The sequence below is a fragment of the Actinosynnema sp. NPDC004786 genome, from assembly GCF_053601135.1.
In genome coordinates this window covers 72,179-86,808 of the sequence record NZ_JBSGBG010000011.1, presented here as the reverse complement: position 1 = coordinate 86,808, position 14,630 = coordinate 72,179, and the positions used below count along the sequence as shown (strand labels likewise).

Below are 14,630 nucleotides of genomic sequence, written 5' to 3'. Positions count from 1 at the left end.
GTGCGGTGACGCCGGGGCGTTGGGCTATAGTTGTCGCGTCTCGCCGCCTTAGCTCAGTCGGCCAGAGCGGCTCACTCGTAATGAGCAGGTCGTCGGTTCGATTCCGACAGGCGGCTCAGCGGGACGGGGACCAAGTCGGGCGACCGGCTTGGTCCTCTTTCTTTTCCGGTCGAACCCGGTCCGTCACGGGCGGGACGGCGGCGTTGCTCCGTCCGGGTGACCTTTTCCCCATCGGCGTCAGCGGTGAGCGAGGGTGTCGTTGCCACCGTGGAGGTGATGGCGATGGTCACGATGGTCCTGCTGACCGTGTTGGCGTTGCCGCTGGCCGTGCTCGCGGCGCGGGTCGGTCGCCGGCGCTGGGTGCGGCGGTGCGCCGTGGCGCGCGCCCGGGCCGAGCTGTTCCGGCACTGGATGCGGGACGAGCCGAGCGGGCGTCACCTCATCCGGTCCTGAGCACCGGGGCCGCGATCCGGGTGATCACGTCGCCGTAGCGGCGGGTCAGCTCGGCCTTCACCTCGGCGGGCGTGCCCACGACGGCGAAGGCGGCCAGGACCTCGTCGGTGACGGCCGCGGTCATGTCGTCCCACCGCTGCCGCCGCGACAGGCGGTGCAGCTCCTCGTGCAGGTCGCCCCAGCCGTGCAGGTCCAGGACCTTGCGGTAGGCGGGCGTCGAGCCGTAGAAGGCGATCTGCCGCCGGGCCTCGGCCACCCCCTCCTCGTCGCACGCCACCAGCGACGGCCCGCTGATCTCCAGCCCCGCCAGGGGTTTGCCCGCCCTGGCGCGGCCGCGCGCCAGCGCGGGCAGCGTCACCTCGCGCAGGTAGCGCTCGGTGGTGAAGGCGTGGCACAGGAAGCCGTCCGCCACCTCGCCCGCGACCTCGGTCATCAGCTCGCCGACGCCCGCCAGCCACACCTTCGGCGGGCCGTGCGGGTTCGGGCCGGGGTCGAAGAACGGCGTCATGAGGGTGTGGGTGAAGAACTCGCCCCGGAACCGCGGCCGTTCGCCGGTGGCCCAGGCGTGCCAGATGGCGCGCAGCGCCAGCACGAACTCGCGCATCCGGGCGGCGGGCCGCGACCAGGGCATGCCGAACCGCTTGGTGATGTGCGGCTCCACCTGCGACCCGAGGCCGAGGTGGAACCGGCCGCCGGACAGCAGCTGGAGGTCGTTGGCGAGCACCGCGGTGCTCATCGGGTTGCGCGCGAACGCCACCGCGATGGCCGTGCCCAGCTCGATCCGCTCCACCGCGCCGGCCACGCGGGCCAGCGCGACGAACGGGTCGTGCCGGGTCTCGGCCAGCCAGAACCCGTCGCACCCCTCGGCCTCCGCCGCCCGCGCCGCGGCCGGCACGGTGAGCGGGTCGTAGCCGACCTCCACCCGGTCCACCTTCACGACGGGCAACCTACTCGCAGGCGACCCCGTCCTTGTCCCGGTCCAGCGCCGCGCGGTAGCCGGGGTCGCCGGCGTAGAGGGGCGTCTTGCCCGCGGCGCGGACGGCGTCGCAGTTCGCGTAGTACGCGGCGGCCGGCGGTTCGGGCCGGGGAGCCGGCGGGGGCGGGGCGTAGGTCGGCACGGGCGCGGGAGGCGGTGGCGGACGCCGCCCAGCACTCGCCCGGCTGCGCCGGCCCGGCCGGCTGCACCCGTCCTCCGCCGGAAAGGGTGATCGTGCGGGCGTCCACCACTTCCACCACTTGGCACGTCCGGTTGATCACTCGCCGTCAGCGGTTCGGGCGCAGGGTCCAGACGACGGTCATCTCGCCGGTGGTCACGCCCTCCGCGTCGGTGATGGTCACGGTGACCGGGAACTCCGGCCGCGTGCCCGACTCCAGCTCGGCCACCACCTCCGCCGCGGGCCGGCCCAGCACGGCCTCGGCGCGCAGCACGCCCAGCGCCAGCTTCCGGTAGGCGATCTCCGACCGGACGACCAGCGGCGTGGCGGTGGCCAGGTGCGGGGCGAACGCGGCCATCACCACCGCGCCCGAGGCGGTCTCCGCGACGCCGAACATCATCGCCGCGTGCGGGCCGCCGACGTGGTTGCGCACCTCCTCCCGGTCGGGCAGCTCGGCGACCACGCGGTCGCCCGTGACGTCGAGGAACTCCACGCCGGCGGTCTTCACCCACGGCACGGCCTGCTTCATCGCGTCCGCGACGAACGAGTGGTCAGCGCTCATGGCCAGGATGCTACCGGCCGGTAACCACGAGACGCGCGTCACCGGTATTTCGTTTGCCAGGAGCCCGCGGCCGGGCGCATGCTTGTATTCGGCAACTAGTTGTTTGATGCAAGCAAACGGAGCGTGCGATGGTGACCCCGGTGGGTGACGACGTGAGGGCCGACCAGCTCGCCCTGGCCGACCGGGTCGGCATGGCGCTGGTCCGCCTGAACAAGATGCACGCCTGCGTCGCCGCGCACCTGAGCAAGTCGGGCCTGGACAAGGCGTCCTTCGTGCTCCTGGCGAACCTGAACCACCTGGGGCCGTCGCGGTCGAGCGCGTTGGCCGAGGCCGTGTACTCCGACCCGTCCACGGTCAGCCGGCAGGTGGCGACGCTGGTGAAGGACGGCCTGGTGGAACGCCGGGCCGACCCGGAGGACGGCCGCGCGAGCGTGCTGGCGGTGACGGAGGCGGGGCAACGCCTGCTCGCCGAACGCCGCGAGCAGCGCAACCAGGCGCTGGCCCGCCTGTTCTCGGACTGGTCCCCGCAGGAGTGGACCCGGTTCATCGAGTACTTCGAGCGCTTCGTGGGGGACTACGAGAAGGCGCTCCCGGATTTCATCGCTGAGGGCGGACTGGGGCCGCGCTCAGAAGGGGAGAAGTGATGTCGGAAACGACAACCCGAGCGGACGCGCCGCCACCCGGCGCCGCCCTGCTCACCCACCGGCAGATCCTGACGATCCTGTCGGGCCTGCTGCTCGGGCTGTTCCTGGCCGCGCTCGACCAGATGATCGTGGCCACGGCCATGAAGACCATCGCGGACGAGCTGCACGGCCAGACGCTGCAGGCGTGGGCGACCACCGCGTACCTCATCACCGCGACGGTCTCGACGCCGCTGTACGGCAAGCTGTCCGACATCTACGGCCGCAAGCCGATGTACCTGACCGCGATCTCCCTGTTCCTCGCGGGTTCGCTGCTGTCCGGCATCGCGAACTCGATGTACGAGCTGGCCGCGTTCCGGGCGGTGCAGGGCCTCGGCGCGGGCGGCCTGATGTCGCTGGCCATGGCGATCCTGGCGGACATCACCTCGCCGCGCGAGCGCAGCCGCTACACCGGCTACTTCATGGCGGTGTTCGGCATCTCCAGCGTCGCGGGCCCCGTGGTCGGCGGCCTGTTCGCGGGCATGGAGTCGTTCCTGGGCACGGCCGGCTGGCGCTGGGTGTTCCTGATCAACGTGCCGGTCGCGCTGGTCGCGCTGGTCGTGGTCGCCAAGGTGCTCAACATCCCGCACCAGCGGGTGAACCACCGGATCGACTTCGTCGGCGCGGGCCTGCTGACCCTCGGCCTGGTGCCGCTGCTGATCGTGGCCGAGCAGGGCCGCGAGTGGGGCTGGGCGTCGGGCACCGCGATCGCGATGTACGTCATCGGCGTGGTCGGCCTGGTCGGGTTCGTGCTGGCCGAGAAGCGCATGGGCGACGAGGCGCTGCTCCCGCTGCGCCTGTTCCGCCGGCAGACGTTCTCGCTCGGCAACACGATCAACTTCATCCTGGGCGTCGGCATGTTCGGCGCGATGGTGTCGCTGCCGCTGTACCTGCAGATCGTCAAGGGGTACTCGGCCACCCAGTCCGGCCTGATGATGCTGCCGCTGACGCTCGGCATCATGACCGCGGCGGGCACGAGCGGCAACATCACCGCGAAGACCGGCCGCTACAAGGTGTTCCCGGTGCTCGGGTTCGGCCTGATGACGATCACGCTGTTCCTGTTCAGCTGGGTCGGCACGGACACGCCGATCTACCAGCCGCTGGTGCTGATGTTCTTCACCGGCGCGGGCCTGGGCCTGTGCATGCAGACCCTGCTGGTGGCGATCCAGAACGACGCCGAGCCGCGCGACATGGGCGTGGCGACCTCGTCGGCCACGTTCTTCCGCCAGATCGGCGGCACGGTCGGCACCGCGGTGTTCCTGTCGATCCTGTTCAGCACGGTCGGCGACAAGATCGGCAACGCGCTGCGCGCGGCGGCCGGCACGCCCGAGTTCCAGGCGGCGCTGGCCCGGCCGGAGAACCGCGAGTTCGCCGCCGGCCTGCAGAGCGGGTCCGGGTTCGACCTGGACAACACGGAGTTCCTGACCACGCTCGACCGCGTGCTGGCCCGGCCGTTCCTGGACGGCTTCTCCGGCTCGATCGACCTGGTGTTCCTGGTCGGCAGCGTGGTGACGCTGGTGGGCTTCGCGGTGGTCTGGTTCCTGCGCGAGGTGCCGCTGTCCAACCGCTCCGGCCTGGAGCGGGTGAAGGACGCGAGCGACGAGGGCGAGCAGCCGGCCCCGATCGCGATGCACTGACCGTCGAACGCGAAGAGGCCCGTCCCCGGCGTGGGGCGGGCCTCTTCGGCGTGTCGGCGCGGTGTCCGGGTCAGTGCTCCTCGCCGCGCGCGACGGCGTCCTTCAACCGCTGGTAGGAGCGGACGATCTCGGCCTCGGCCTCGGTGCGGCCGACCCACGTCGCGCCCTCGACGCTCTTGCCCGGCTCCAGGTCCTTGTAGACCTCGAAGAAGTGCTGGATCTCCAGCCGGTAGAACTCGTTCAGGTGGTGGATGTCGCGCAGGTGCTCCGACCGCGGGTCCTCCGCCGGGACGCAGAGCAGCTTGTCGTCGCCGCCCTTCTCGTCGGTCATGCGGAACATGCCGATCGCACGGGCCCGGATCAGGCAGCCGGGGAACGTCGGCTCCTGGACGAGCACGAGCGCGTCGAGCGGGTCGCCGTCCTCGCCGAGCGTGTCGTCGACGAACCCGTAGTCCGCCGGGTACTGAGTGGCCGTGAACAGGGTCCGGTCGAGCCGGATGCGCCCCGTCTTGTGGTCCATCTCGTACTTGTTGCGGACCCCCTTGGGGATCTCGATGGTGACGTCGAACTCCACTGCGCGGTCCTCGCTCGTCTTCGCCGTTCGTTACGCCACTAGTGTGGACTACGACGTCTCGTCAACCCTTTGCCGAGGGTGTGACGTTGCCCGTACCCGACCGCGGAGGACTGCGTGCCCGACGAGCCATCGTGGCCGACCGTTGACGGTGACGAGGTCGACCGCGAGCCGCCGACGATGCAGGTCAGACGGCCTGACCCGCCGACGGTGCGGATCAGCGCCCCGACGCCGGCCGAGCCCCCGCGGGTGCCGCCGAAGCCCGTTGCGCCGTCCCCTGCGCCGCCGCGGAAAGAGATCAAGTCGGAACCTGAACCGGTCCCTGAACCGATCACGGAACGTGAAGAGCCTTCGCCGCCGGCGCGGCGGCGCAAGCGCCCGTTCGTGTTCGCCGCCGTGGCGCTCCTGGTGGTCGCGCTCGCCGGCACGGCGGTGGTCGGCACGCGCCAGGGGTGGTTCGACGGCACGCCCGCCGCGACGACCGCCGCGCCGTCGCCGCCCGCGCCCGTGACGTTGGCGATGCAGGCCGTGGGCACGGGCGGGGCCGCGCCGACGGCCGCGGGCGTGCGGGCGGTGCTGGCCGGCCCCGCGGCGAACGGCGTCCTCGCGCCGCTGTCCGGCCTGGTGGTGGACCCGGCCACCGGCGCCGCGCTGTGGAACCAGGGCGAGACGGCCCCGCAGACGCCCGCGTCCACGATCAAGGTCCTGACCGCGGCGGCGGCGCTGCTGGCGCTCGACCACACGTCGCGGTTCTCGACCAAGGTCGTGCGGGGCTCGCAGCCGGGGTCGGTGGTGCTGGTGGGCGGCGGCGACCCGACGCTGTCGTCCCTGCCCGCCGGGCAGACCACGGTGTACCCCGGCGCGGCGACGATGGACGACCTCGCGGCGCAGGTGCGCGCCTCGGGTGGCCAGGTCACGCAGGTGCAGTACGACGTGTCGCGGTACGCGGGGCCCGGCATGGCCCCGGGCTGGGATCCCGGCGACGTGCCGAACGGGTACGTCTCGCCGATCGAGCCCGTGATGCTGGACGGCGGTCGCGGCGACCCCACCAAGTACGACACGCCGCGCACGTCCACGCCCGCCGAGGCGGCCGCGCGGGCGTTGGCGCAGCGGCTCGGCGTGCCCGCGGTGGCGGCCGGCGTGGCGTCGTCGGGCGCGGAGGTGCTCGGCGAGGTGCAGTCCGCGCCGGTGGACCGGTTGGTCGAGAACCTCATGCAGATCTCGGACAACGTGCTGGCCGAGACGATGGCGCGCGAGGTGGCCAAGGCGCGGGGGCTGGAGCCGTCGTTCACGGGCGCGGCCAAGGCGGTGCGGGACGTGCTGACCGAGAACGGGTTCGACCTGTCGACGTCGACGATCGTGGACGGCAGCGGGTTGTCGCCGAACGACAAGGTGCCCGCCAAGCTGCTCGCGGACGTCCTGGCGGTGGCGGCCAAGCCCGACGCGTCCGACCCGAAGACGGCGAAGCTGCGGCCGTTGCTGACGGCCCTGCCGGTGGCGGGCGGCAGCGGCACGCTGGCCGGGCGCTACGAGCAGTGGGGCGCCGGCGGGCGCGGCTGGGTCCGGGCCAAGACGGGCACGTTGACGAGCGTGAACACGCTCGCGGGCGTGGTGGTGGACACCGACGGCCGACTGCTGGTGTTCGCGTTCATGTCGTTGAGCCCCGAACCGAACAACACGCTGGTGCGCGGCGGGCTGGACGAGATGGCGGCGGCGCTGCGCACCTGCGGCTGCACGTCCTGAGCGGTGAACCCGGGTGTTCCCAACGTAGGACACACGCGTTCCCAACGTAGGACACTCGCGTTCCCAACGTAGGACTCGCGCGTGAGCCCTACGTTCGGGAGGCGTGGACGGGAGTGTTGTCCCGGTGGTCCGCGCAGGTAGCGTCAGGAGGGTGAACCCGGCGACGCAGGACCGCAGTGCCCCGGTCGATTGGGCCCTGGCCGTCACCACGGCGACCAGGCTCCTCCGCCCCGGCCCGATCGTGCCCAGAGCCGAGGCCGACGTGGCCGTGCACCGCCTGCGGGAACTCGCCGTGGACGCCGAGGTGCACGTGCGCGCGCTCACCGGCCTCGGCCACGGGCTGCCGCTCCAGCAGGGCGAGGTCGTCGACCGCCCGGGGTGGGTGCGCGCGGCCGTGCGCGGCCTCTCCGCCCTGACCGACGGGGCGCTGCCGAGGCAGTCCGGCGCGCTCAGCGGCGTCCTGGCGGGCACGGCGGGCGTGCAGGCGGGCGTCGTCATCGCGTTCCTCAGCGGCCGGGTGCTCGGCCAGTACGACCCGTTCTCCGAGGGCGGCCGGCTGCTGCTCGTGGCGCCGAACATCGTCGGGGCCCAGCGCGCGCTCGACGTCTCCGGCGAGGACTTCAGCATGTGGGTCTGCCTGCACGAGGGCACCCACCGGCTCCAGTTCACCGCCGTGCCGTGGCTGGCCGACCACTTCGCGGGCCTGGTGGCGGCGCTGCTGGGCAGCATGGACGAGAGCTCCGCGCCCCGCCTGCGCGACCTGCCCAAGCGGCTGCGCGAGGCGGGCGGCCTCGTCGAGCTGCTCCAGAGCCCGGCCCAGCGGGAGGTGCTCGACCGCCTCATCGCGTTGTCGACCCTGCTGGAGGGCCACGCCGACCACGTCATGGACGCCGTCGGCCCGGACGTCGTGCCGTCGGTGCGCACCATCCGCGAGCGCTTCACCGCCCGCCGCCAGGGCGGCGGCCTGCTGGACCGGGTGCTGCGCACGCTCCTCGGCGTCGAGGCCAAGGTCCGCCAGTACGCGGAGGGCGCGGCGTTCACCGGGCACGTGGTCGACGCGGTCGGCATGGAGCGCTTCAACACCGTCTGGACCAGCGCCGACACCCTCCCGACCCGTGCGGAGATCGCCGACCCGGCCGCGTGGCTGCGTCGCGTCCAACCGTGAACGGACCGCTCGCCGAGGTGCGCACGGCGGTGAAGCGGTTCCTGCGCGAGCACCGGCCCGAGCGGGTCACCGTCGCGGTGAGCGGCGGGGCGGACTCGCTCGCGCTGGCCGCCGTGACGGCCGGGCTGACCGAGGCGTCCGCGGTCGTCGTGGACCACGGCCTGCAACCCGGCTCGGCCGAGGTCGCCGAGCGCGCCGCCGGCACGTGCCGGGAACTGGGCCTGACCGCCGAGGTACGCCGGGTGGTCGTCACCGGATCGGGTGGACCTGAGGCGGCCGCGCGCCGGGCCCGGTACGCCGCCCTGCGGCCGGAACGCGGCCTCGTGCTGCTCGGCCACACCCGTGACGACCAGGCCGAGACGGTCCTGCTCGGCCTCGGCCGCGGCTCCGGGCCGCGCAGCATCGCCGGCATGCGCCCGCACGACCCGCCGTGGGGCCGGCCGCTGCTGCGGGTGCCCCGCGCCGTGACGAAGGCCGCGTGTGACGAACTCGGCCTGACCCCGTGGGACGACCCGCACAACGCCGACCCCCGCTTCACCAGGGTCCGCCTGCGCCGGGAAGTCCTGCCGCTGCTGGAGGACGTGCTCCAGGGCGGCGTGGCCGACGCCCTCGCCCGCACCGCCGCCCAGCTCCGCGAGGACAACGACGCGCTGGACGAGCTGGCCGAGCGCTTCGACGGCGACTGCCGCTCGGTGACCGACGTGGGCCGCCTGCCGGCCGCCTTGCGCCGCCGCGTCCTGCGGCGTTGGCTGCTCGCGGAGCGCGTGCCCGAGTTGTCCGACTCGCACCTGCGCCGGGTGGACGCGCTGGTGAGCGAGTGGCGCGGGCAGGGCGGCGTGTGGCTCCCGGGCGGCTTTGTGGCTCGGCGCGCGCATGGCAGGCTGCGAGTGGAACCAGTGCAGTCATGACAAAAGGGGAACCGTCCGTGTACGACGGCGACATCAGCTCCGTGCTCATCACCGAGCAGGAGATCAGCGACAAGGTCACCGAGCTGGCCAACAAGGTCGCGGCTGACTACCCGGCCGACGGCGGCAACGACCTGGTGCTGATCACCGTGCTGAAGGGCGCGGTGATGTTCATGACCGACCTGGCCAGGGCGCTCCCGGTCCCGGTGCAGCTCGAGTTCATGGCGGTCAGCTCCTACGGCTCGTCCACCTCGTCCTCGGGGGTGGTCCGCATCCTCAAGGACCTCGACCGCGACATCGCGGACCGCGACGTGCTCATCGTCGAGGACATCATCGACTCCGGCCTCACGCTGTCGTGGCTGCTCAAGAACCTCGCGTCGCGCAAGCCGCGGTCGCTGGAGGTCTGCACGCTGCTGCGCAAGCCCGACGCCGTGAAGGTCGAGGTGCCGGTCAAGTACGTCGGTTTCGAGATCCCGAACGAGTTCGTCGTCGGCTACGGCCTCGACTACTCCGAGCGCTACCGCGACCTGCCCTACATCGGCACCCTGGACCCCAAGGTCTACTCGGTGTGAGGTCGCCGCTGCTCCGCAGGCGGCGGGCTCGGCCGCCTGGGGAGTCGGCCCATCGCGCCGCGTTTCCCGCCGATCGAAGAGCGTGATCGGCGGGAAAGGCGACGCGACAGGCCGACGCGGCCTCGCGGGGTGGTCGGGTCCTCTAACAGTTCGGCCGGCAGCGGCGCTGGGAGATGCCGTCCAGCAGGACGCCGCGGATGTCCTCCGGCTCCATGGCCTGGTACGCCTTGCCGCCGGTGGCCTCGGCGATCTGCCGCAGCGCGTTCATGTCGGCGTCCGCGCCCAGCCCCACCATGATCATCGGCACCGGGCGGGCCGGGTCGGCTTCCCGCTTCAGGGTGGCCAGCAGGCCGGGCAGGTCGATGCTGGAGATGTCGTCGTTGCTGCCGTCGGTGATCAGCGTGACCGAATTGATCTTCGACGGGTCGTAGGTCCGCTGCACGTGCCGGAACGCGGCCAGCGCGGTCTCGTTCAGCGCCGTCCCGCCGCCGACCAGGCCGGGCAGGCTGCCCGCGCCCTTCTGCAGCTGCACCCGGCGCGGCGCGCCGTTGATCGGCTCGCCCAGCGGCCCGACCGGCACCAGCTCGACCCAGTCGTCCGGCGGGTTCTTGTCCGTCGAGAACGCCCAGAGGCCGATCTCCGAGGTGTCGGGCAGCATGCCCAACGCGGTCAGCGCCGCCTCGCGGGCCGCCTCGACCCGGGTCTGGCCGTTGCTCATCTTCTCGGCCATCGAGCCGGACACGTCCAGCACCGCGAGCAGCCGGGTGTCCAGGCTCACCGCGCCCCACGTGCGCAGCAGCTCGGCGACCTGGTCGGGGTCCGGCGTGGCCACCACGGTCACGTCGTCGCCGCGCACGCCGTCCGCGTCGTTCGTCCAGCCGCCCGGCGCCCGCCCGTTGGGCGTGCGGAAACCCGCCTCGGCGAACCGCTGCGCGGTCCGGTCGGTGCGCAACGCCTGCTCGAAGCCCTCCGCGGCCTCCGCGACGCCGTCCTGCTCGCCCGCCCGGCCGACCCGCACCACCGGGTAGTCGAACGCGACCGTGCCCTCCTTGGGGTACGAGGCGACCACCCGCCGGGAGCCAGCGGCCCGGTTGGCGGACAGCACGGACTGCTCCGACGCGGTGAACACCGGCGCGTTCTCCTCGCCCTGCACGACCTTGCCGAACGCGTCCCGCACGGACGGCAGCGCGTTGCGGCCGACCCGCAGCAGCGCGCCGATCAGCTCGGGCTTCGGCGTGCCGTCCGGGTTGCCGAGCTGCGAGCGGATGACCGCGAGCGTGGCCAGGCCCTCGGTGGACGTGGTCGGGTCGCTCAGCGTCACCGGCACGGTCGGGTCGACCACCTTCGCCCACGACACGGGCGTGATCGGCCAGCCGAGCGCGCTCATGGACCGCTCGGAGCCGGCGATGACGACCGGCGAGCTGGCCAGCGACGCCCGCACGTCCAGCCGCGGGGCGTCCGCGCCCTCGTCGCCTGCCTGCCGCTGGGTCTGGGCGGCCCACATGGACGAGTCCGGCACCCACAGCGCGGGCGGGTTGATCTGGGCCGTCGGCAGCTCGTTGGCCACGTCGGCCGCGCCGCGCGCCTCGACCTGCACCTGCACGCACCTGCCGTCGACCATGGGCCGGTCCGCCTGGTAGTCGTCCGCCGCGCCGCGCACGACCTCCTCGACCGCGGGGGTGACCGCGACCTTGAGGGGCAGCGTGCCCCGGCACTCGGGTCCGCTGGTGGCCCGCAGCGCCACGACGGTGATGCCCGCCGCGGCGACGACGCCCAGCAGCGCGCCCACGGGCAGGACGGCGCGGCGGAGGCGGCCGCGCTCCGGGTTGCGAGCTGACATGTGACGTACCTCGGTGGTGTTCACCCTTTCGGGTGGAGGGTGACGAGCACTGGGTGAAGCCGAGGATGACACGGCTCACTCACGTGACAAACTCTCGTGTTCTACGTCACTCGAACGGTCCTCACGTTGTTGCTACCTGCTAGTAACGCACTACCCCCGGTCAGGGTTACGGCCCCGACGCCCGCACGGTTCACGATCGCGTCGACCGGCCCGCCGAACCGCCGTTGACCTGCGCTCCGTGTCCGCGGTCACCACGGGAACACCGGGCGGCCCTCGCCCGTTGGTCCGGCAAGACGCGACAGGGCCCGCACGCGGAGCGCTCCGCCCGAGCCATGGGCGGTAGTCTGGTCGGACGGGTGTGCCCGTCTGCGCCCGTCGACAAGTCAGGGAGGGTCGAGGCCGCCCGCCGGCCGTAAGTGCATGGACCGCAAGCGCCTGCTTCGCAACCCGCTGCTGTGGATCGTGGCGGTGTTGCTGCTCTTTTACGCCTTCAACGTGCTCTTCGACGACAACCGGGGCTACACCCCGATCAAGACGTCCCAGGCACTGCAACAGATCCGGGACGGCCAGGTCAAGGAAGCCACGATCGAGGACAAGGAGCAGCTCCTCAAGCTCACCCTCAACGACGGGGTGACCGTCGAGGGCAGCAACCGCGTGCGCGCCCAGTTCCCGGCGAGCTCGACGGACGAGGTCTTCACCATCCTCGACCAGGCGAGCAACAAGCCGGTCGTCGAGACCAAGGTCACCCAGGACTCGTTCCTGATGCAGATGCTGCTGTACCTGGTCCCGCTCGGCCTGCTGCTGCTCCTGCTGATGTGGATGATGAACAACGCCCAGGGCGGGGGCAACCGCGTCCTGAACTTCGGCAAGTCCAAGGCCAAGCAGCTGTCCAAGGACATGCCCAAGACGACGTTCGCCGACGTCGCGGGCGCCGAGGAGGCCGTCGAAGAGCTGTACGAGATCAAGGACTTCCTGCAGAACCCGGGCCGCTACCAGGCCCTGGGCGCGAAGATCCCCAAGGGCGTGCTGCTCTACGGCCCGCCCGGCACCGGCAAGACGCTGCTCGCGCGCGCCGTGGCCGGCGAGGCCGGGGTGCCGTTCTACTCGATCTCCGGCTCCGACTTCGTGGAGATGTTCGTCGGCGTCGGCGCCTCGCGCGTGCGCGACCTGTTCGAGCAGGCCAAGCAGAACGCGCCGTGCATCATCTTCGTGGACGAGATCGACGCGGTCGGCCGCCACCGCGGCGCGGGCCTCGGCGGCGGGCACGACGAGCGCGAGCAGACGCTCAACCAGCTCCTCGTCGAGATGGACGGCTTCGACTCGCGCGGCGGGATCATCCTGATCGCGGCCACCAACCGGCCCGACATCCTGGACCCGGCGCTGCTGCGCCCCGGCCGCTTCGACCGGCAGATCCCGGTGTCCGCGCCCGACCTCAAGGGCCGCAAGCAGATCCTCCGGGTGCACGCCAAGGGCAAGCCGTTGGCCCCGGACACGGACCTGGACGGCCTGGCCAAGCGCACCGTCGGCTTCTCCGGCGCGGACCTCGCCAACGTGATCAACGAGGCCGCGCTGCTCACCGCCCGCCAGAACGGCACGGTCATCACCGGCGCCGCGCTGGAGGAGTCGGTGGACCGCGTGATCGGCGGCCCGGCCCGCAAGAGCCGGATCATCTCCGAGAAGGAGAAGAAGATCACCGCCTACCACGAGGCCGGGCACGCCCTGGCCGCGTGGGCCATGCCGGACATCGACCCGGTCTACAAGGTCACGATCCTCGCCCGCGGCCGGACGGGTGGCCACACCCTGTCCGTGCCCGAGGAGGACAAGGACCTGATGACCAGGTCCGAGATGATCGCCCGGCTGGTGTTCGCGCTGGGCGGCCGCTCCGCCGAGGAGCTGGTCTTCCACGAGCCGACCACGGGCGCGTCCAACGACATCGAGCAGGCGACCAAGATCGCCCGCGCGATGGTCACCGAGTACGGCATGTCCGCCCGGCTCGGCGCGGTCAAGTACGGCCAGGAGCAGGGCGAGCCGTTCCTCGGCCGCACGGCGGGCCGGCAGGCCGACTACTCGCTCGAGGTCGCGCACGAGATCGACGAGGAAGTCCGCGAGCTGATCGAGGCCGCGCACACCGAGGCGTACGAGGTGCTCAACACCTACCGCGACGTGCTCGACGCGCTCACGCTGGAGCTGATCGAGAAGGAGACCCTGCACCAGAAGGACCTGGAGCGGATCTTCGCCAAGGTCGAGAAGCGCCCGCGGATCACGAAGTTCAACGACTTCGGCCACCGCACCCCGTCGGACAAGCCGCCGGTCAAGACCCCGGCGGAGCTGGCCAAGGAGCGCGGCGAGCCGTGGCCGCCCGCGATCGAGGACACCCTCGACGCCGAACCGCCGACGCCGGACCCGACGCCCACGCCGCCGAACGGCAGCAACGGCGTGCAGGGTTCGCCGTACCCGCCGGCGCAGCCGTACCCGCCGCAGGCTCAGCCCTACCCGCAGCAGGCGCAGCCCTACCCGCCGCAGCACCCGTCGTCCGGCCCGCCGAACTACGGCGCGCCGCCCGGGTGGACGCCGGCCACGGTGCCCGGCGGCGACCGGCAGCCACCCCCGTGGCAGCCGGAGCCGACGGACGCGGACTCGGGGAAGCGGTCCTTCGACACGGACCCGGACAACCGCACGTGACCGAGAACGGCACCGCGCTCGACCAGACCGGCCCCTCCGCGAACGGGGGGGCCGGTCTCGCGCGCCGGCCCTTCGACCAGCGGCGGGCCGAGGCGGCGGTGCGCGAGCTGCTGCTCGCGTGCGGTGAGGACCCGGAGCGGGAAGGGCTGCGCGACACGCCGGCGCGGGTGGCGCGGGCGTACCGGGAGCTGTTCGCCGGGCTGCACACCGACCCGGACAGCGTGCTGGCGAGGACGTTCGACGAGAGCCACGAGGAGTTGGTGCTGGTCACCGACATCCCGATGTTCTCGTTCTGCGAGCACCACCTGCTGCCGTTCCACGGCGTCGCGCACGTCGGGTACATCCCGAACGAGCAGGGCCGGGTGACCGGGCTGTCGAAGCTGGCCCGGCTGGTCGACCTGTACGCCAAGCGGCCCCAGGTGCAGGAGCGGCTCACCTCGCAGGTCGCCGACGCGCTGGTGCGGCGGCTGGAGCCGCGCGGCGTGATCGTGGTGGTCGAGGCCGAGCACCTGTGCATGGCCATGCGCGGCGTGCGCAAGCCCGGCTCGCGGACCACGACGTCGGCGGTGCGGGGGCTGCTGCGCAGCTCGGCGTCGTCGCGCGCGGAGGCCATCGAGCTGATCAAGGGACGTTCGCGGTGAGCGTGCCCAGGCCGGGGCACTGCGT

14 protein-coding genes and 1 tRNA gene are annotated in these 14,630 nt (G+C 72.5%); 10 read left to right on the top strand and 5 right to left on the bottom strand.

Features of this window, described 5'->3' with window-relative positions; genetic code table 11:
- Positions 1 to 42 precede the first annotated feature (42 nt).
- Both ACWEFJ_RS12090 and ACWEFJ_RS12085 read left to right on the top strand, forming a co-directional pair.
- Positions 43 to 116 (top strand) — tRNA-Thr (locus ACWEFJ_RS12090).
- Positions 117 to 282: 166 nt separating this feature from the next.
- Complete coding sequence (locus ACWEFJ_RS12085) at positions 283 to 453, top strand: hypothetical protein (RefSeq protein WP_378082761.1); 171 nt, start codon at positions 283 to 285, stop codon at positions 451 to 453.
- On the opposite strand, the gene ACWEFJ_RS12080 is transcribed toward ACWEFJ_RS12085, so the two are convergent.
- The 3 genes from ACWEFJ_RS12080 to ACWEFJ_RS12070 form a co-directional block, all read right to left on the bottom strand.
- A complete protein-coding gene (locus ACWEFJ_RS12080) occupies positions 440 to 1,390 on the bottom strand; it encodes a TIGR03617 family F420-dependent LLM class oxidoreductase (protein ID WP_378082760.1) in 951 nt (316 codons plus the stop codon). The genes ACWEFJ_RS12085 and ACWEFJ_RS12080 overlap by 14 nt on opposite strands.
- Before the next feature lie 10 nt (positions 1,391 to 1,400).
- Complete coding sequence (locus tag ACWEFJ_RS12075; RefSeq protein ID WP_449713771.1) at positions 1,401 to 1,571, bottom strand: excalibur calcium-binding domain-containing protein; 171 nt, start codon at positions 1,569 to 1,571, stop codon at positions 1,401 to 1,403.
- Between the two features lie 145 nt (positions 1,572 to 1,716).
- Positions 1,717 to 2,169 (bottom strand): DUF4442 domain-containing protein, encoded by a 453-nt coding sequence (locus ACWEFJ_RS12070; protein ID WP_449713770.1) that lies wholly within the window; start codon positions 2,167 to 2,169, stop codon positions 1,717 to 1,719.
- Between the two features lie 140 nt (positions 2,170 to 2,309).
- On the opposite strand from ACWEFJ_RS12070, the gene ACWEFJ_RS12065 reads away from it, so the two are divergent.
- The gene (locus ACWEFJ_RS12065; RefSeq protein ID WP_378082755.1) at positions 2,310 to 2,813 is read left to right on the top strand and encodes a MarR family winged helix-turn-helix transcriptional regulator; all 504 of its coding nucleotides are present in this window, start codon (positions 2,310 to 2,312) and stop codon (positions 2,811 to 2,813) included.
- Positions 2,813 to 4,486 (top strand): MDR family MFS transporter, encoded by a 1,674-nt coding sequence (locus ACWEFJ_RS12060; protein ID WP_378082754.1) that lies wholly within the window; start codon positions 2,813 to 2,815, stop codon positions 4,484 to 4,486. The genes ACWEFJ_RS12065 and ACWEFJ_RS12060 overlap by 1 nt, the downstream gene beginning before the upstream one ends.
- Positions 4,487 to 4,556: 70 nt before the next feature.
- Here the strand turns inward: ACWEFJ_RS12060 and ACWEFJ_RS12055 are convergent, their stop codons facing one another.
- Positions 4,557 to 5,060, bottom strand: coding sequence for an inorganic diphosphatase (locus ACWEFJ_RS12055; RefSeq protein ID WP_378082753.1), 504 nt, complete (start codon positions 5,058 to 5,060; stop codon positions 4,557 to 4,559).
- Between the two features lie 381 nt (positions 5,061 to 5,441).
- Here ACWEFJ_RS12055 and dacB point away from each other — a divergent pair, with 381 nt between their 5' ends.
- The 4 genes from dacB to hpt all read left to right on the top strand — a co-directional run bounded on the left by dacB (position 5,442) and on the right by hpt (position 9,442).
- A complete protein-coding gene (gene dacB, locus ACWEFJ_RS12050; protein ID WP_449713769.1) occupies positions 5,442 to 6,800 on the top strand; it encodes a D-alanyl-D-alanine carboxypeptidase/D-alanyl-D-alanine endopeptidase in 1,359 nt (452 codons plus the stop codon).
- 151 nt (positions 6,801 to 6,951) lie between these two features.
- Positions 6,952 to 7,965, top strand: a complete 1,014-nt coding sequence (locus tag ACWEFJ_RS12045; protein WP_449713768.1) for a zinc-dependent metalloprotease — start codon at positions 6,952 to 6,954, stop codon at positions 7,963 to 7,965.
- Complete coding sequence (gene tilS, locus ACWEFJ_RS12040; RefSeq protein WP_378082750.1) at positions 7,962 to 8,873, top strand: tRNA lysidine(34) synthetase TilS; 912 nt, start codon at positions 7,962 to 7,964, stop codon at positions 8,871 to 8,873. The genes ACWEFJ_RS12045 and tilS overlap by 4 nt, the downstream gene beginning before the upstream one ends.
- A 17-nt stretch (positions 8,874 to 8,890) precedes the next feature.
- Positions 8,891 to 9,442, top strand: coding sequence for a hypoxanthine phosphoribosyltransferase (gene hpt / locus ACWEFJ_RS12035; protein ID WP_449713835.1), 552 nt, complete (start codon positions 8,891 to 8,893; stop codon positions 9,440 to 9,442).
- 142 nt (positions 9,443 to 9,584) lie between these two features.
- Here hpt and ACWEFJ_RS12030 read toward each other — a convergent pair whose 3' ends face one another.
- On the bottom strand, positions 9,585 to 11,282 hold the full coding sequence (locus ACWEFJ_RS12030) for a substrate-binding and VWA domain-containing protein (RefSeq protein ID WP_449713767.1): 1,698 nt from the start codon (positions 11,280 to 11,282) through the stop codon (positions 9,585 to 9,587).
- A gap of 420 nt (positions 11,283 to 11,702) precedes the next feature.
- Between ACWEFJ_RS12030 and ftsH the strand changes: the two genes are divergently transcribed.
- Both ftsH and folE read left to right on the top strand, forming a co-directional pair.
- The gene (ftsH, locus tag ACWEFJ_RS12025; RefSeq protein ID WP_378082747.1) at positions 11,703 to 13,964 is read left to right on the top strand and encodes an ATP-dependent zinc metalloprotease FtsH; all 2,262 of its coding nucleotides are present in this window, start codon (positions 11,703 to 11,705) and stop codon (positions 13,962 to 13,964) included.
- A 98-nt stretch (positions 13,965 to 14,062) separates the two neighbouring features.
- Positions 14,063 to 14,605, top strand: a complete 543-nt coding sequence (folE, locus tag ACWEFJ_RS12020) for a GTP cyclohydrolase I FolE (protein WP_449713834.1) — start codon at positions 14,063 to 14,065, stop codon at positions 14,603 to 14,605.
- Positions 14,606 to 14,630 lie beyond the last annotated feature (25 nt).

What these genes read in the sequence shown, in the direction of transcription:
- ACWEFJ_RS12085 (WP_378082761.1), top strand. Translation starts at nt 283, where the DNA reads ATGGTCACGATGGTCCTGCTGACCGTGTTGGCGTTGCCGCTGGCCGTG.
- ACWEFJ_RS12070 (WP_449713770.1), bottom strand. Translation starts at nt 2,169, where the DNA reads ATGAGCGCTGACCACTCGTTCGTCGCGGACGCGATGAAGCAGGCCGTG.
- ACWEFJ_RS12060 (WP_378082754.1), top strand. Translation starts at nt 2,813, where the DNA reads ATGTCGGAAACGACAACCCGAGCGGACGCGCCGCCACCCGGCGCCGCC.
- ACWEFJ_RS12030 (WP_449713767.1), bottom strand. Translation starts at nt 11,282, where the DNA reads ATGTCAGCTCGCAACCCGGAGCGCGGCCGCCTCCGCCGCGCCGTCCTG.
- ftsH (WP_378082747.1), top strand. Translation starts at nt 11,703, where the DNA reads ATGGACCGCAAGCGCCTGCTTCGCAACCCGCTGCTGTGGATCGTGGCG.